This window comes from Mycobacterium sp. (genome assembly GCF_039583785.1).
In the GTDB taxonomy this organism is placed as follows: domain Bacteria; phylum Actinomycetota; class Actinomycetes; order Mycobacteriales; family Mycobacteriaceae; genus Mycobacterium.
In genome coordinates, this window is record NZ_JAVKSG010000074.1 from 1 (window position 1) to 15,985 (window position 15,985).

General features: G+C 65.6%; 16 protein-coding genes and 1 pseudogene. 9 read left to right on the top strand and 8 right to left on the bottom strand.

The features are described from left to right. Window positions 1-1,607 (bottom strand): acyl-CoA synthetase (locus tag ABDV69_RS17505; RefSeq protein WP_343576619.1); only part of this gene is annotated, 1,607 nt, incomplete at its 3' end. Between the two features lie 88 nt (window positions 1,608-1,695). Here ABDV69_RS17505 and ABDV69_RS17510 point away from each other — a divergent pair. Continuing rightward, window positions 1,696-2,496, top strand: a complete 801-nt coding sequence (locus ABDV69_RS17510) for a crotonase/enoyl-CoA hydratase family protein (RefSeq protein ID WP_343576621.1) — start codon at window positions 1,696-1,698, stop codon at window positions 2,494-2,496. Here the strand turns inward: ABDV69_RS17510 and ABDV69_RS17515 are convergent. After that, window positions 2,483-3,730, bottom strand: a complete 1,248-nt coding sequence (locus ABDV69_RS17515; protein ID WP_343576623.1) for a cytochrome P450 — start codon at window positions 3,728-3,730, stop codon at window positions 2,483-2,485. The two genes, ABDV69_RS17510 and ABDV69_RS17515, sit on opposite strands and share 14 nt — an antisense overlap. A 37-nt stretch (window positions 3,731-3,767) precedes the next feature. Between ABDV69_RS17515 and ABDV69_RS17520 the strand changes: the two genes are divergently transcribed. Continuing rightward, window positions 3,768-4,490, top strand: a complete 723-nt coding sequence (locus ABDV69_RS17520; protein WP_343576625.1) for an acetoacetate decarboxylase family protein — start codon at window positions 3,768-3,770, stop codon at window positions 4,488-4,490. 114 nt (window positions 4,491-4,604) lie between these two features. Here the strand turns inward: ABDV69_RS17520 and ABDV69_RS17525 are convergent, their stop codons facing one another. Then, the gene (locus tag ABDV69_RS17525) at window positions 4,605-5,636 is read right to left on the bottom strand and encodes an LLM class F420-dependent oxidoreductase (RefSeq protein ID WP_343576627.1); all 1,032 of its coding nucleotides are present in this window, start codon (window positions 5,634-5,636) and stop codon (window positions 4,605-4,607) included. Between the two features lie 71 nt (window positions 5,637-5,707). Here ABDV69_RS17525 and ABDV69_RS17530 point away from each other — a divergent pair, with 71 nt between their 5' ends. Genes ABDV69_RS17530 through ABDV69_RS17550 form a run of 5 tightly spaced genes read left to right on the top strand, consistent with a single transcriptional unit; the run spans window position 5,708 to window position 10,223 of the window. Beyond that, window positions 5,708-6,700, top strand: a complete 993-nt coding sequence (locus tag ABDV69_RS17530) for an OB-fold domain-containing protein (protein WP_343576630.1) — start codon at window positions 5,708-5,710, stop codon at window positions 6,698-6,700. A 10-nt stretch (window positions 6,701-6,710) separates the two neighbouring features. Further along, entirely contained in the window at window positions 6,711-7,772 is a 1,062-nt protein-coding gene (locus tag ABDV69_RS17535) for a thiolase domain-containing protein (protein ID WP_343576633.1), read from the top strand. A gap of 2 nt (window positions 7,773-7,774) precedes the next feature. Continuing rightward, window positions 7,775-8,944: a thiolase domain-containing protein gene (locus ABDV69_RS17540; protein ID WP_343576635.1), complete on the top strand. Its 1,170-nt coding sequence runs from the start codon at window positions 7,775-7,777 to the stop codon at window positions 8,942-8,944. Beyond that, window positions 8,941-9,819 carry a TIGR03619 family F420-dependent LLM class oxidoreductase gene (locus ABDV69_RS17545; RefSeq protein ID WP_343576638.1) on the top strand — a complete coding sequence of 293 codons (879 nt, stop codon included), beginning with the start codon at window positions 8,941-8,943 and terminating at the stop codon, window positions 9,817-9,819. The genes ABDV69_RS17540 and ABDV69_RS17545 overlap by 4 nt, the downstream gene beginning before the upstream one ends. Continuing rightward, the gene (locus tag ABDV69_RS17550; RefSeq protein ID WP_343576641.1) at window positions 9,807-10,223 is read left to right on the top strand and encodes a nuclear transport factor 2 family protein; all 417 of its coding nucleotides are present in this window, start codon (window positions 9,807-9,809) and stop codon (window positions 10,221-10,223) included. Before ABDV69_RS17545 ends, ABDV69_RS17550 begins: the two co-directional genes overlap by 13 nt. Here ABDV69_RS17550 and ABDV69_RS17555 read toward each other — a convergent pair. Continuing rightward, a complete protein-coding gene (locus ABDV69_RS17555; RefSeq protein WP_343576643.1) occupies window positions 10,220-10,744 on the bottom strand; it encodes a gamma carbonic anhydrase family protein in 525 nt (174 codons plus the stop codon). The genes ABDV69_RS17550 and ABDV69_RS17555 overlap by 4 nt on opposite strands. A 114-nt stretch (window positions 10,745-10,858) precedes the next feature. On the opposite strand from ABDV69_RS17555, the gene ABDV69_RS17560 reads away from it, so the two are divergent. Then, window positions 10,859-12,010: a Rieske 2Fe-2S domain-containing protein gene (locus ABDV69_RS17560; protein WP_343576645.1), complete on the top strand. Its 1,152-nt coding sequence runs from the start codon at window positions 10,859-10,861 to the stop codon at window positions 12,008-12,010. Window positions 12,011-12,057: 47 nt separating this feature from the next. After that, window positions 12,058-12,360, top strand: a pseudogene (locus ABDV69_RS17565) (hypothetical protein); the annotation flags it as partial. A 117-nt stretch (window positions 12,361-12,477) separates the two neighbouring features. Here ABDV69_RS17565 and ABDV69_RS17570 read toward each other — a convergent pair. The 4 genes from ABDV69_RS17570 to ABDV69_RS17585 form a co-directional block, all read right to left on the bottom strand. After that, complete coding sequence (locus tag ABDV69_RS17570) at window positions 12,478-13,623, bottom strand: sulfotransferase (protein ID WP_343576648.1); 1,146 nt, start codon at window positions 13,621-13,623, stop codon at window positions 12,478-12,480. Between the two features lie 49 nt (window positions 13,624-13,672). Then, on the bottom strand, window positions 13,673-14,455 hold the full coding sequence (locus tag ABDV69_RS17575; protein WP_343576650.1) for an SDR family oxidoreductase: 783 nt from the start codon (window positions 14,453-14,455) through the stop codon (window positions 13,673-13,675). A gap of 2 nt (window positions 14,456-14,457) precedes the next feature. Beyond that, window positions 14,458-15,597: a hypothetical protein gene (locus tag ABDV69_RS17580; RefSeq protein WP_343576652.1), complete on the bottom strand. Its 1,140-nt coding sequence runs from the start codon at window positions 15,595-15,597 to the stop codon at window positions 14,458-14,460. 85 nt (window positions 15,598-15,682) lie between these two features. Next, window positions 15,683-15,955: a hypothetical protein gene (locus ABDV69_RS17585; protein WP_343576654.1), complete on the bottom strand. Its 273-nt coding sequence runs from the start codon at window positions 15,953-15,955 to the stop codon at window positions 15,683-15,685. Window positions 15,956-15,985: the final 30 nt, after the last annotated feature.

Genomic DNA, 15,985 nt, shown 5'->3' on the forward strand with positions numbered 1-15,985 from the left:
CGCGCCTCGGTCTGTTCCTTGGCCCACCGGTAGTCGGGTTTACCGGCCGGTGAGCGCTTGACCTCGTCGACCAGCCAAAGACTGCGCGGCACTTTGTATCCGGCGATCTCGGCCCGGACGAACGCGTCCAACTCCGACAGCGCGGGCCGTGCGCCGGGCCGGGCCTGCACGACGGCGGCGACGTGCTGGCCGTAGCGCGGGTCGGGTACGCCGACCACCAACGCGTCGAAGACGTCGGGATGCCCCTTCAGGGCGGCTTCGACTTCCTCGGGGTAGATCTTCTCGCCGCCACTGTTGATCGACACCGAGCCACGGCCCAGCATCGTCACGCTGCCGTCCTCTTCGACCGTCGCCCAGTCACCCGGGATGGCGTAGCGGACGCCGTTGATGGTCTGGAACGTCTCGGCAGACTTCTTCTCGTCCTTGTAGTAGCCGACCGGAATGTTGCCCTTCTTGGCGATGAAGCCGCGCACGCCGGAACCGGGCTTGACCTCGTTGCCGTCGTCGTCGAGCACGACGGTCCGATGGTCGATCGACACGCGTGGGCCGCCGCTGTGCGGGGCATCCTTGGCAACGATGCTGGTGCCGCCAAAACCGGTCTCCGAGGAGCCGATTGAATCGGTGATGACCCGGTTGGGCAGCAACTCGAGGAACTTCTCCTTGATGCTCGGCGAGAACAGCGCCGCGGTCGAGGCGAGCAGGAACAGCGACGACAGGTCGTACTCGTTACCCTCGTCCTGATGCGCGAGCAGCGCGTCCAGCAGCGGCCGCGCCATCGCATCACCGGTGAAGAACAGCAGGTTGACCTTGCGGTCGTGAATCGTGCGCCACACCTGGTCGGCGTTGAATTCCGGTGCGAGAACGGTGGTTTGGCCCGAGAAAATCGACATCCAGGTGGCCGACTGGGTGGCGCCGTGAATCATCGGCGGAATCGGATAGCGGATCATCGGCGGATTCTGCGCCGCGGCCTTGGCCAGGTCGTACTCGTCTTTGACGAATTCGCCTGTGGCGAAGTCGGTTCCACCGAACAGCACCCGGTAGATGTCTTCGTGGCGCCACATCACCCCCTTCGGAAAGCCGGTGGTGCCGCCGGTGTAGAGCAGATAGATGTCGTCGGCGCTGCGCTCGCCGAAGTCGCGCTCCGGCGAGCAGTCGGCGGTCGCGGCGTAGAACTCGACGCCGCCATAACCGGAGTAGTCGGCATCGCTGCCGTCCTCGATCACCAGAACCGTCTTCACCCGCGGGGTGTCGGGCAGCACGTCGGCGACGCGCTCGGAGTACTGCCGCTCGTGCACCAGCGCGACCATGTCGGAGTTCTCGAACAGGTAGCGCAGTTCGCCTTCGACGTAGCGGTAGTTGACGTTGACCAGGATCGCGCCCGCCTTCACGATGCCCAGCATGGCGATGACGATCTCGATGCGGTTGCGGCAGTACAGGCCGACCTTGTCGTCCTTTTGCACGCCCTGCTTCTGCAGGTAGTGCGCGAGGCGGTTGGCCTTCTCCTCCAGTTGGGCGTAGGTCAGTTGCTCCTGGCCGCAGATCAGGGCTACCCGGTCAGGGACGGCATCGATGGCGTGCTCCGCCAGATCGGCAATATTCAGGGCCACGAACCCTAAATTAGAACGTGTTACATTTTTTCACAAGTTTGACTCAGCCTGACACGTTTCAGGCCGACGCGCAGGAAGGCAGTTGCTCGTGAGCGAGTCCACCACAGAAGCCGACGCCCTCATTGAGCAGCGCGGACACACCCTGATTCTGACGTTGAACCGCCCCGCGGCCCGCAACGCGCTGTCCACCGAGATGCTCTCGATCATGGTCGAGGCCTGGGACCGCGTCGACGCCGATCCCGACATCCGGTGCTGCATCCTGACCGGTGCCGGCGGCTACTTCTGCGCGGGCATGGACCTCAAGGCCGCGACCGCACGGCCCCCGGGCGACTCGTTCAAAGACGGCAGCTACGACCCGTCGCGCATCGACGCTCTGCTGAAAGGCCGGCGGCTGACCAAGCCGCTGATCGCCGCGGTCGAGGGGCCGGCGATCGCCGGGGGCACCGAGATCCTGCAGGGCACCGACATCCGCATCGCCGGCGAGAGCGCCAAGTTCGGCATCTCCGAGGCCAAGTGGAGCCTGTATCCGATGGGCGGCTCGGCGGTGCGGCTGGTGCGCCAGATCCCGTACACGATTGCCGCCGATCTGCTGCTGACCGGACGGCACATCACTGCCGCCGAAGCGCTGTCCTACGGGCTGATCGGCTACGTCGTCCCCGACGGCACCGCACTGGATAAGGCGCTCGAGGTCGCCGACGTGATCGCCAACAACGGGCCGCTGGCCGTGCAGGCGATCCTGCGCTCGATGCGCGAAACCGAAGGCATGCACGAGAACGACGCGTTCACGATCGACACCCAGCTGGGCATCAGCGTGTTCCTGTCCGAGGACGCCAAGGAAGGCCCGTTGGCCTTCAAGGAGAAGCGCGCACCGCAGTTCAAGGGTCGCTGAGCTGTTTGCGCCTTTCGCGCAGCGGAGAACTAGCCGTGAACACCATCGGCATCGACTCCAGGCCGCTGACGAAGTTGGCCGGACGCAAGGGCAATACGTCGCCGTCGTCGGCCAACCGCAGATCGGGCAGCCGCTGCAGCACCCGTTCGGTCATCAGCCGCAGTTCCAGGCGGGCCAGCTGATTTCCCAGACAGAAGTGCGTGCCGAAGCCAAAAGCGACGTGACTGTTGGGGTCTCGACGGATGTCGAAGGTGTCGGCGTTCTCGAACATCGACTCGTCGAAGTTGGCCGACTCGAACAGCAGCATGATCTTCTCGCCCTGTTTCAGCTCGGCGCCGTGAAACTCGGTGTCGGCGTTCAACGTTCGGCACATGTTCTTGACCGGCGACGTCCAGCGCAGCATTTCCTCGATCGCGCCGGGCAGCAGTGACGCGTCGGCGCGTAGCGCGTCCCACTGGTCGCGGTGACGCACGATCTGCTCAGTGCCGCCGGACAGCGTGTGCCGGGTGGTCTCGTCGCCGCCGATCAGGATCAGCAGGGTTTCCATCACGATCTCGTCATCGGACATCCGCTGTCCCTCGACTTCGGAGTTGACCAGGATCGAGAACAGGTCGTCGGTGGGCTCGGCGCGACGCTTGGCGATCGTGCTCATGGTGAATTCGGTGTACGCCGCAAAGGCATTCATCACCGTCTGAAATTCCGGGCCGGCCGGGTCGAGGTGTGAGCTCAGCCCGGTGACCAGATCGTCCGACCACTGCAGCAGCATGCCGCGATCTTCGGGCAGCACGCCGAGCATGTCGCCGATCACCGCCATCGGCAGCGGGGCCGCGATGTCACGGACGAAGTCGCACTCGCCGCGCTGGCAGACCGCGTCGATCAGCGTGTCGCACAGCCGGGCGATCGACGGCTCCTTCTCGGTCACCCGTTTGCGGGTGAACCCGGCGTTGACCAGCTTGCGACGCAACAGGTGCGCCGGGTCGTCCATGTCGATCATGTACGGCATACCGGGCTGATCGGGCCGGATACCGCCGGTGCTGGAGAACAACTCGGGGTTGCGCTCGGCGTCGAGAATGGCCCGATAGGTGGTCGCACCCGCCAGGCCGTTGCGGTCGCGGAACACCGGCTGGTTGGCGCGCATCCAGCGGTAGGCTTCGCGCGACCGGGCGCCGTCGGCGTAGAAGGTGCCGTCCGCCAGGTCGATGTCTCGGATCGTTTCCGGGATGGTCGCGGTCATGTACTCAACCTCCAGTTATCGGATTACAGTGGCCGGCATGCCGAATTCACAGCACACCATCGCCGGAACAGTGCTCACCATGCCGGTGCAGATTCGTAAAGCGGACGTGCACACCGCGATGTTCTCGGTCGATGCCGTTGCCGCACAGCGACTTATCGACTACAGCGGACTGCAGGTCTGCCGGCACCGGCCCGGTCGCGCAGTGGTCAACCTGATGCTGGTGCGCTACATCGACGGCGATCTGGGGCAGTACCACGAATTCGGCACCGCGGTGATGGTCAACCCGCCCGGCTCGCATGCCCGTGGCCTCAAGGCTCTCGGTGACGCCGCGGCGTTCATCCACCACCTGCCGGTCGACCAGGCTTTCACGTTGGAGGCCGGCCGCACAATCTGGGGATTCCCAAAGATCATGGCGGACTTCACCGTTCGCGACGAAGGCGGCTTCGGATTTGACGTCAGCGCCGAAGGCCAGCACATCGCCGGCATCGATTTCGGCGCTGGGCTGCCGGTCCCTTCGCTGTTCACGTCGCGACCGCAAGTGCTCAAGACCTACACCTACGCCGAGGGCAGCACTCGCGAAGTCCCGTGGGAGATGCGGATCCGCGGGATGCGCGGACGGCCCGGCGGCGCGACGCTGCGCCTCGGCACGCACCCCTACGCCAAGGAGTTGGCGTCGTTGGGCCTGCCCAAGCGCGCGATGGTGTCGGGAGCGGTCGGCCACGTCGAGATGACGTTCGGCGACGCGCACGCCATCGGCTGATCGGCCGCTCACCGCCATCCGGCCTCCTTGTCCTGGCGACGACCCGCTACGCCCGGCTTCGCCGCGCGTGCGATCGCCACGCTAGAACGTGTTCTACCTGACCGCAAGGACGGGTCAGACCAAGCCGGCCAACTCCTGGACCTGCTCTGTACTGCGGCCGCTGACCACCATCATGGTCACGCCGGCGGCCTCCCAGGCCGTGATCTGCTTACGCACGTAGTCGACGTCGCCGACGATCGCGGCGTCCTCGATCACCTCGTCCGGAATGATCTCGGCAGCCTTGTCCTTGTGTCCACTGCGGAACAGCTTGGTCACGTCGTCGACCACCTCGGCGTACCCCATCCGGCGGTAGACGTCGGCGTGGAAGTTGGTGTCCTCGGCGCCCATCCCGCCCATGTAGAGCGCGATGTAGGGCTTCATCGCCGCGAACGCCGCGCTGCGGTCCTCGGTGATGACGATGTTGGCGGTCGCGCAGATCTCGAAGTCCTCGCCGCTACGGCGCGCACCTGGCCGGGCGAACCCCTCGTCCAACCACTCGTTGTAGGTGTCGGCCATCCGCGGCGTGTAGAAGATCGGCAGCCAGCCGTCGCAGACCTCGGCGGCCAGCGCCACGTTCTTCGGCCCTTCGGCACCCAGCATGATCGGGATGTCGGAGCGCAGCGGGTGGGTGATCGGCTTGAGCGGCTTGCCCAGACCCGTTGCGCGCGCGCTCTTCAGCGGCAGCGGGTAGTGCGGGCCGTCGCTGGTGACGGGCTTCTCCCGGGCCCACACCTGCCGGAGGATGTCGACGTATTCGCGGGTCCGGGCCAGCGGCTTGGGAAATGGCTGGCCGTACCAGCCCTCCACCACCTGCGGACCGGATACCCCGAGCCCCAGGATGTGCCGGCCGCCGGACAGGTGGTCGAGGGTCAACGCCGCCATCGCGCACGCGGTCGGGGTGCGCGCGGAAAGCTGCACGACCGACGTGCCCAGGCGCAGCCGCCGCGTCGACGAGCCCCACCAGGCCAGCGGCGTGTAGGCATCCGAGCCCCACGCCTCGGCGGTGAACACCGCGTCGAACCCGGCGTCCTCGGCCGCGGACACGAGTTCGGCGTGGTTGTCCGGCGGCTGAGCACCCCAATATCCCAGCTGCAGTCCGAGCTTCATGCGCACTACCTTCCGTGGGAGGTCTCGACCCTATCTTGAATCCATTCTTAGAACCTGTTCTACTCGTTGCTGTGACCACCAGCCAAAGCAGCCCGGTGCAGATCGATACCCATCAGAAGCCACTCTCGGCGCCTCTGAGGCTGTCCTTCGACTACACCCGTTCAGTCGGCCCGATCCTCAGCCAATTCTTCACCGCCCTGCGCGAGCGACGCGTCGTCGGTGTCCGCGGCTCCGATGGCCGGGTCTACGTACCGCCCGCCGAGTTCGATCCGGTGACCTACCAACGGCTGACCGAGATCGTGCCGGTGGCCAGTGTCGGGACCGTGCTGTCGTGGACCTGGCAATCGAAACCCCTTGAAGGACAACCACTGGACCACCCGTTCGCCTGGGCGCTGATCAAACTCGACGGCGCCGACATCCCACTGTTGCACGCGGTTGACGCGGGATCGTCCGGCGCGATCAGCAGCGGTGCCCGGGTGCACGTGCACTGGGCCGACGAGCCGGCGGGGGCGATCACCGACATCGCCTACTTCGCGCTCGGTGACCAGGCCGAGGCGGTCCCCGACGCGACAGACGATCGTGAGCCGGTGACGGTCCAGGTCGTCCCGAGCAACATCGAAATCCAGCACACCGCATCACTTCCCGAGACCGCGTTTCTGCGCGGGCTGGAAGAGGGCAAGCTGCTGGGCGCCCGTACCGGCGAGCACGGAAAGGTGTACTTCCCGCCCAAGGAAGCCGACCCCGCCACCGGCCTGGAACTCGACACTCTCATCGAGTTGCCGGACAAGGGCACGGTGACGACGTTCGCGATCATCAACATCCCGTTCGCCGGTCAGCGCATCAAACCGCCGTACGTCGCGGCCTACGTTCTGCTCGACGGCGCGGATATCGCGTTCCTGCACCTGATCCAGGAGATCGACGCGACCGAGGTGCGGATGGGCATGCGGGTCGAGGCGGTGTGGAAACCCCGCGAGGAATGGGGCCTGGGTATCGACAACATCGAGTACTTCAAGCCGACCGGCGAACCCGACGCCGACTACGACACCTACAAACACCACCTGTAAAGGGAACAATGTGACTGTTCGCGATGTAGCTGTCGTCGGGTTCGCCCATGCGCCGCATGTGCGCCGCACCGACGGCACCACCAACGGCGTCGAGATGCTGATGCCGTGTTTCCAATCGCTCTACCGAGAGCTCGGATTGCAGCAGACCGATATCGGCTTCTGGTGCTCCGGCTCATCGGATTACTTGGCGGGACGGGCATTTTCGTTCATCTCGGCGATCGACTCGATCGGTGCGGTGCCGCCGATCAACGAGTCGCATGTCGAGATGGACGCCGCGTGGGCGCTGTACGAGGCTTACCTCAAGATCCTGACCGGACAGGTCGACACCGCGCTGGTCTACGGTTTCGGCAAGTCCTCGGCGGGCACGCTGCGCCGGGTGCTCGCGCTGCAGACCGACCCGTACACCGTTGCGCCGCTGTGGCCGGACGCCGTGTCGATGGCCGGGTTGCAGGCCCGCTTCGGCCTGGACGCCGGCAAGTGGACTCACCTGCAGATGGCCCAGGTCGCCCTGGACGCGTTCGCGGTGTCGGAGCGCACCGACTCGGAGAAGCCGGCCAAGAGTATCGACGAGTTGCTGGCCCGGCCATTCTTCGCGGATCCGCTTCGGCGCCATGACATTGCGCCGATCACCGACGGCGCGTCGGCGATCGTGCTGGCCGCCGGTGACAGGGCCCGCGAGTTGCGCGAGAACCCAGCCTGGATCACCGGGATCGAGCACCGCATCGAGACCCCGGTGCTCGGTGCCCGCGATCTGACCACGTCGCCGTCGACTACGGCGTCGGCCATGGCCGCCACCGGCGGGGACGCCGGCTCGATCGAGATCGCCGAGATCTACGCGCCGTTCACCCATCAGCAGCTCATTCTGACCGAGGCGATCGGCCTGCCGGCGTCGACGACGATCAACCCGTCGGGCGGCGCGCTGGCGGCCAACCCGATGTTCTCCGCAGGCTTGGAGCGCATCGGCTTTGCCGCACAACACATTTTCGATGGCTCCGCCGGCCGGGTGCTGGCGCATGCGACCAGTGGGCCGGTGTTGCAACAGAATCTCGTCGCCGTGCTGGAAGGGAAATAACAATGACGCCCCAGTTGGCTGCGGTGCTCGGCACCGGGCAGACGAAATACGTCGCCAAACGCCAGGACGTGTCGATGAACGGCTTGGTTCGCGAGGCCATCGACAGGGCACTGGCCGACTCCGGGTCGAGCATGGACGACATCGACGCGGTGGTGGTCGGTAAGGCGCCCGACTTCTTCGAGGGCGTCATGATGCCGGAGCTGTTCATGGCCGACGCCGTCGGCGCGACCAACAAGCCGCTGATCCGGGTGCACACCGCGGGATCGGTGGGTGGGTCGACCGGCGTGGTGGCGGCCAGCCTGGTGCAATCGGGCCGCTACCGCCGGGTTTTGGCGATGGCGTGGGAGAAGCAGTCCGAGTCGAATGCCATGTGGGCGTTGAGCATTCCGGTGCCGTTCACCAAGCCGGTGGGTGCCGGCGCGGGCGGCTACTTCGCTCCGCACGTCCGCTCCTACATCCGCCGCTCGGGTGCACCGACGCACATCGGGGCGATGGTGGCGGTCAAGGACCGGCTGAACGGGGCGAAGAACCCGTTGTCGCATCTGCATCAGCCCGACATCACGCTGGACAAGGTGATGGCGTCGCAAATGCTTTGGGATCCCATCCGATTCGACGAGACCTGCCCGTCCTCCGACGGCGCGTGTGCGGTGGTGATCGGCAGCGAAGAGGTCGCCGACCGCCGTGTCGCCGACGGTCATCCGGTGGCTTGGATCCACGCCACCGCGCTGCGCACCGAGCCGCTGGCGTATTCGGGTCGCGATCAGGTCAACCCGCAGGCCGGCCGCGACGCCGCAAAGGCGCTGTGGAAGGCCGCCGGCATTACCAGTCCGATCGACGAGATCGACTGCGCCGAGATCTATGTGCCGTTTTCCTGGTTCGAGCCGATGTGGTTGGAGAACTTGGGATTTGCGGCCGAGGGCGAAGGCTGGAAGCTCACCGAGGCGGGTGAGACCGCGATCGGCGGGCGGATCCCGCTCAACGCCTCCGGCGGTGTGTTGTCGTCGAACCCGATCGGCGCCTCCGGCCTGATCCGGTTCGCCGAGGCGGCCATCCAGGTGATGGGCAAGGCGGGCGATCACCAGGTTCCGAATGCGCGCAAGGCACTTGGCCACGCCTACGGCGGTGGCTCGCAGTATTACTCGATGTGGGTGGTGGGGGCTGATAAGCCGTGAAGTACACCTGCAGCATCGCGATGGGTCCGATCGATCAGCTGGTCGAGATCGCCAAAACCGCGGAAGAGGTGGGCTTCGACGCGATCGCGCTGCCCGACTCGCTGTTCTACATGGAGAAGGCCGCCGCCGACTACCCCTACACCCCCGACGGGTCGCGGATGTGGAACGAGAACACCCCGTGGGTGGACCCGCTGATCGCCGCCGCCGCGATGGGCGCCGTCACCTCGACGCTGTTCTTCTACACCAACGTGCTGAAGCTGGGCTCGCGTAATCCGCTGCTGCTGGCGCGCCAGGTCGGTTCGGTGGCCAACCTGACCAACAACCGGTTCGGCTTCGGTGTCGGCATCGGCTGGGCGCCAGAGGAATTCGAGTGGTGCGGGGTGCCCTACGCGCGACGCGGCAAGCGCGTCGACGAGATGATCGAGGTGATCAAGCTGGTGCTGGGCGGTGGCATGGTGGAATTCCACGGCGATTTCTACGACTTCGACAAGCTGCAGATGAGCCCGGCCCCGAGCAAGCCGGTGCCGTTCTACGTCGGCGGTCACACCGACGTCGCACTCAAGCGCGCCGCCCGGGTCAGCAACGGATGGACCAGCGCGATGATGACCTGCGCGCAACTCGGCGAGGCCATCGGCAAGCTCAAGGCGTTGCTGGCCGAATACGACCGCGCCGAAGCGCCTTTCGAATACCAGGCGGTCTGCATCGACAAATTCGGTGTCGACGGCCACAAGGAACTGGCCGACGTCGGCGTCACCGACAACATCGTGATCCCCTGGGTGTTCGACGGACTGGGCTTCGACGCGCCGATCGAGCAGAAGAAGGACTCGATGAAGCGGTTCGCCGACACCTACATTCACTCGGGATGGCAGCAGTGAGGGACACAGCGGCACACCTGGCCGGCCAGCGCTCCCGCGATGCGGTGGCCGCCCGCGACAAAGAGGCCTGGCTGGCGGTGTTCGCCGACGACGCCGTCGTCGAAGACCCGGTCGGCCCGTCGCATTTCGACCCCGAAGGAAAAGGCCACCGTGGCCGCGACGCCATCTCGGCGTTCTGGGACAAGGCGATTGCGCCGACCGACAAGATCGAGTTCGTCTTCCGCGACACCTACCAGTGCGGCAACGAAGAGGCCAACGTCGGGCACATCCTGATCACCGCGGCGGGTCATCAGGTCACCGCCGAGGGCGTGTTCACCTACAAGGCCGACGACCAGGGCAAGCTGCTGGCGCTGCGCGCGTACTGGGAAGTCGACCGGGCCACCGCGAGCGCGCGCAAGATCTAAATCGGTTCCAGCCCAGTCAGGTAACGCTGGGCAAGGTCCTGGTAGGCCTTCGGGTTAACCTTGACCCACACCTCGGCACCGGTGCCGGCGATCGGGCCCTTGACCACGGCCGGCGCTCCGACCACCAACACCTCGGCCGGAATCTTGGTGCCGGCAGTCACCAGCGCACCCGCCGCGATCAGGCTGCGGGCGCCGATCACCGCGCCGTCGAGGATGGTGGCGTGGTTGGCGATCAACGCCTCGGCGCCGATGTGAGCGCCGTGGATGACGCACATGTGCGCGATCGTCGCACCGGGGCCGATGTCGACGGGGACGCCCGGCGGTGAATGCAGTACCGACCCGTCTTGCACATTGGCGCCCGCACGCACGATCACCGGCCCGTAGTCGGCGCGCAGCACGGCGTTGAACCAGACCGATGCTCCGGCCTCGACCGTCACGTCGCCGATCAGGGTCGCGGTCGGAGCGACGAAGGCGGTGGGATCGACCCGCGGCGATCGGCCTTCAAAAGCAAACAGCGGCATTGTTCAGATATACCCCCACACCGGGTAACCGTCGGTGATGTACCCGTCGTTGCGCGATCCAGGGCAAAAACTGTAACGTGTTCTAGTTAGAAGCCCGATCAAAGGGGAGGCCTGATGGCTACCGAAGCCGCCGAAGTTCGCGAGATCGACGCGGGCACCCTGCCCGACCGCTATGCCCGCGGCTGGCACTGCCTGGGCCCGGTCCAGGACTACCTGGACGGCGAACCCCACGGCATCGAGGCATTCGGCACCCACCTGGTGGTGTTCGCCGACTCGCACGGCGACATCCACGTGCTGGACGGCTACTGCCGGCACATGGGCGGCAACCTCGCCCAGGGCACCATCAAGGGCGACGAGGTCGCCTGCCCGTTCCACGACTGGCGCTGGGGTGGCGACGGCAAGTGCAAGCTGGTCCCCTACGCCAAGCGCACCCCACGGCTGGCCCGTACCCGATGCTGGACGACGGACGTGCGCAGCGGCCTGCTCTTCGTCTGGCACGACCACGAAGGCAACCCACCGCAGCCCGAGGTGCAGATCCCGGAGATCCCCGAGTTCGCCAGCGGCGACTGGACCGACTGGCGCTGGAACTCGATCCTGATCGAAGGCTCCAACTGCCGGGACATCATCGACAACGTCACCGACATGGCGCACTTCTTCTACATCCACTTCGGTCTGCCGACGTATTTCAAGAACGTCTTCGAGGGCCACATCGCCTCGCAGTACCTGCACAATGTCGGCCGTCCCGACGTCAACGATCTGGGCACCTCCTACGGTGAGGCGCAACTGGATTCGGAGGCGTCTTACTTCGGCCCGTCATTCATGATCAACTGGCTGCACAACCGCTACGGCGACTTTAAGGCCGAGTCGATCCTGATCAACTGCCACTACCCGGTGACGCAGAACTCGTTCGTGCTGATGTGGGGTGTCATCGTCGAAAAGCCCAAGGGCATGGACGAGGAGATGACCGACAAGCTGGCCAGGGTTTTCACCGAGGGCGTCAGCAAGGGCTTTTTGCAGGACGTCGAAATCTGGAAGCACAAGACCCGCATCGACAACCCGTTGCTGGTCGAGGAAGACGGCGCGGTGTACCAGATGCGGCGCTGGTATCAGCAGTTCTACGTCGACGTAGCCGATGTCACGCCGGACATGACCGACCGCTTCGAGATCGAGGTGGACACCACCATCGCCAACGAGAAGTGGCACGTCGAGGTCGACCAGAATCTCAAGCGGCAGTCTGAGCCCGAAGGCCAACCGACGCAGGTTTGATGATGAGCGCCGCCGACCAGCCTGCTCCGGCGCGTGCCGCCACTCAGGCCGCCACTCAGGCCGCCACTCAGGCCGACAAGAACCGCTACTTGACGTCGGGGCTGCAGCCGGTGGACTGCCGATTCTGCCATGCCACGGTCAACGTCAAGCGGCTCGGGCCGGGACATACTGCGGTGCAATGGAACAGCGACGCTGCGCAGCGCTGCGCCTACTTCACCGAGGTCCGCGCCCGCGGCGAACCCAGCGCCCGGACCCGGGCCTGCCCGAAACTCGCCGACAGCATCGAGCACGCCGTCGCGGAGGGCTGCCTGGAGTCGGTGTCCACCGCCGCTCCGCCCGGCGACGGATAAGCGGTCTCCTCCGCCGAGCGGTCGATGCGCCGAGCGGTCGATGCGCCGGGCGTGCATCACGCGACGGCTTCTCGGCGTGTCGCGTCGCCAGATGCACACTCGTAGGATGTCAGTCGGTCACAGCCCGGCGAAACGCTCCTTGACTTCGTCGGCGGTCAGGCCGTAGTCAGCCAGCGAGTACGTGTGACTCGGAGCCCGTTGACCGCTTTGGCTTTCGGCGTGGCTGTCTTCCATGGCCTGCCGGGCCTCGTCGGTGAGCGGGATGTCGAAAGTGCGGTAGATGTCGGCCACCGTGCCGAGCGGATCGGCGATCAATTCCCGGTAGTCGACGTCATAGAACTGGGCCGGGTTGTACCTGGCGCGCGCGGTGTTGAACTGCTCCAGACCGCGTGACCAGGTTTCCATTGCGTCAGCGCCGATTTGGGCCCCGCTGAAGGTAGTCGACCAGCCGTCGGTGGTGTGCTGGGCCAGTGAGCACATCGACGCCATGATCGTCTCGACCGGCCGATGCGTCTGGATGACCAGGGCATCCGGGTAGGTCTTCATCAGCGCATCCAGCGCGAACAGGTGGCTCGGGTTCTTCAGCACCCACCGCTTGCCGACGTCGTTGAGGCCGATCAACTGAAGGTTCTTGCGGTGACGCTGGTACGCGGGGGTCCAGTCCTGCTGCGACAACCACTTTGAGTAACTGGGCAGGTGCGCGAGCGTCTCGTAGGACACCGAGTGCAGCGACTGGCGCAGCAGTTGCCAGCATTCCTCGAGTTCGTAGGCGGCCATGAAGTGTAGGCCGGTGTATCCCGGATTGTCCTGGTGATGCCGGTTGAACTGGTCGTCGAGTTGGCGATACAGCGGATGCGATGCCCAGGTGTCGCGCGGCGGGCGTGGCTGCGGGAACTCCGCCAACCACATGTGCAGACCCTGGGCCGCCGGGTCGGCGCCGAGCAGTCGATGCAACGCCGTGGTGCCGGTGCGCACCAGACCGGTGACGAAGATGGGTCGCTTGACGTCGACGTCGACATGTTGCGGATACTGCTTCCACGCCGACTCCGACAACAGCCTGGCCACCAGCGCGCCACGCAGGAAGAAGCGATTCATCTTGCTGCCCAACACCGTCAGGCCGGCTTCCTGCCGGTAGGAATCCAACAGCACGCCGAGCGCTTCCCGATAGTTGTCGTTGTCGACGCCGAAGTCATCGAGCCCGGTCAGCTTGGTGGCGGAGGCGTGCAACTCATCGACGGTCGCGATGTCGGTACGTTCAGCCATTACGCCGCCTCCTCCTCGTCGCTTCGCTCTGCATCGTCAGCGGCGGTCATCAGTTGTGGTACTCACCGCAGTTGACGTCGAGCGTCTGCCCGCTGATGCCGCTGGACAAGTCGCTGGCCATGAACATGATCGCCGACGCCACCTCGTCCTCGGTGGGCAAGCGCTTGAGGTCGGAACTGGCGGCGGTGGCCTGGTAGATCTGGTCGGCGGTGGTGCCGTACTTGCCGGCCTGGTGCTCGAAGTAGCCCTGCAGCGTCTCACCCCAGATATAGCCGGGCGCAACGGAATTCACCCGGATTCCCTTCTCGCCCAGCTCGGTGGCCAGCGACTGCGACATCGACAGCAGCGCAGACTTGGCCATCTTGTAGGCGCCGTACTTCGCCTGCGAGTGCCGCAGCACCATGGAGTTGACGTTGACGACCGATCCGTTGGCCTCTTCCAACGCCGGCGTGAACGCTTGGATGAGGCGCAGCGCGCCCAGCGCGCTGAGTTCGATCGCGTCGCGGATGTGCTGGAAGCTGGTGCTGGCCAACGGTTTCATCGACGGCACCCGGAACGCGTTGTTGATCAGCACGTCGACCTTGCCGAAGTTCGACGTCGTCGACTCCACCAGCGCAGCGACGTCGTCGTCCTCGGTGATGTCCGCGCGTACCGCCAGCGCCTTGTGCCCGGCGTCGCCGAGTTGCTGGGCGAGATCCTCCAGACGCTCGACCGTGCGCGCCGCCAGCACCAACTCGGCGCCGTCCCTCGCGCAGCGGTGCGCCAGCGTGGTGCCGAGCCCCGGCCCCACCCCGCTGATCACGATGACTTTTTTGTCGAGCATTCCCGTCATGATTACCCCAGCATCCTGGACGCAATTTGCTTTTGACGCAACGTGATTCGGGTACGCCAGTCTTCGCCAGAAATTTTATTGTGCTGGTAGTGGGGCAGGGCTCCCGGCACCTTGTCGATGTTGACCAGCTCGACAGTGGGACCATCGGCGTCGGTGAGTTGCCGCGACACCCGCTGCCAACGGAACTGCAGGAAACCGCGGCGATGGCCCAGCGTTTCGACCCAGTTGGTGACGCCGGGGTTCTGGTCGGCGACGACGATGCGCACCTTGCCATCCGGATCCGCTTGCGCCTGAGCATTGTTCAGCGATGTCTGATGGTTGACGTAGTCCAGCGAGATGTACCACAGGCTGCCCAGCTGGAAACCCAGGTAGGGCGCGTCGGTGACCGGCAGCGTGATGATCAGAGCCTCGTCGGGTCGCAGCTCGAAGTGCCCGACCGAGGAATACTGCGTCGCCAGACCGCCGGGCGTCAGCCGCGGCGCGACCATGGTGTTGACCGGGATGTCCAGATAGAACCACTGCGGGAACTGCAGCCAGGTCTTGATCCGGTTGACCAGTTGCTTTCCGGCTGCGCTGTAACGCTTTTCGATCGTCGCACGGCTCAGCGGCGGCGGCGCGGTGCCGGCAGTGTCGAGCCGCTCGATGGCCAGCGTGCCGCGTCGCTGCGACCAGTCGCCGTAGACCTCGCGGATCACCAGCTGGCCGAGGCTGGTTGGCCGGACCTGCCAGCCGAAGCTGCCGTCCGCGGCGATCTCGAGTTCACGGTCGTCGAACGCGGCCTGGCTGGCGGGCACGAAATCGGCGGTGTACTCGCCGCCGAGCAGCTGGAAGCTCAGGTCGGTGGTGCTGCCGCGAACGCCGGTGACAAGGTAATCGTGGTTCGGTTGCACCCGGCAGCCGAAGTAGAGGGTGTCCGGATTGTCCAAGCCCATCTTGGTGTACGGGCCGGTGCCGGACAGCAGTACGGGGTGGTCGCGCTCGTAGTCGAACACCATGTGCTCGCAGGCAGCCACGCAGCCGGCCAGGTATTGCAGGCCCTCGAGCAGGTCGGCTTCGGTGTCGATATGCGGGGCGCCGGTGACCAGTTCTTCGGCTTCGGCGATGGCGTCGATCAGCGGCTGGGAGACAAGGGAGGCGGGCACGACTCGACGCTAGAACGTGTTCTAGTTTTCGTCAACAAGCGAACTTTGCCGCGGCCGTCAACGACGAGCCGGATTCACTCCCCGGCTACGGCGCGCACTGCGCCGACAGGTCGATCAGGTGCTGCCGCACGTCTGGATGCCGATTCAGATAGTCGATCACGTTGGGGCCACCACCTTCGGCCTCAGACTTGGCCTCCAACTCCGCGTGCAAGTCGGGATGCCGCAGGAGGTAAGAGTTGATCGAATTACCTACGGTCTGTCCCTCACATGCCGCGCTGGCCACTGGCAGCGCAATCATTGCCCCGGCCGCGGCGGCCAACATCCCGCCGGCGAGGATGCTCGTGAATGTCGTTCGCATGGCGGTGAGAATACTCGCGCTTCCTATGCG

Coding starts and splice junctions, on each gene's coding strand:
- ABDV69_RS17555 (WP_343576643.1), bottom strand. CDS start 10,744: ATGCCGCTGTTTGCTTTTGAAGGCCGATCGCCGCGGGTCGATCCCACC.
- ABDV69_RS17515 (WP_343576623.1), bottom strand. CDS start 3,730: ATGACCGCGACCATCCCGGAAACGATCCGAGACATCGACCTGGCGGAC.
- ABDV69_RS17520 (WP_343576625.1), top strand. CDS start 3,768: ATGCCGAATTCACAGCACACCATCGCCGGAACAGTGCTCACCATGCCG.
- ABDV69_RS17525 (WP_343576627.1), bottom strand. CDS start 5,636: ATGAAGCTCGGACTGCAGCTGGGATATTGGGGTGCTCAGCCGCCGGAC.
- ABDV69_RS17570 (WP_343576648.1), bottom strand. CDS start 13,623: ATGGCTGAACGTACCGACATCGCGACCGTCGATGAGTTGCACGCCTCC.
- ABDV69_RS17540 (WP_343576635.1), top strand. CDS start 7,775: ATGACGCCCCAGTTGGCTGCGGTGCTCGGCACCGGGCAGACGAAATAC.
- ABDV69_RS17585 (WP_343576654.1), bottom strand. CDS start 15,955: ATGCGAACGACATTCACGAGCATCCTCGCCGGCGGGATGTTGGCCGCC.
- ABDV69_RS17550 (WP_343576641.1), top strand. CDS start 9,807: ATGGCAGCAGTGAGGGACACAGCGGCACACCTGGCCGGCCAGCGCTCC.
- ABDV69_RS17560 (WP_343576645.1), top strand. CDS start 10,859: ATGGCTACCGAAGCCGCCGAAGTTCGCGAGATCGACGCGGGCACCCTG.
- ABDV69_RS17575 (WP_343576650.1), bottom strand. CDS start 14,455: ATGACGGGAATGCTCGACAAAAAAGTCATCGTGATCAGCGGGGTGGGG.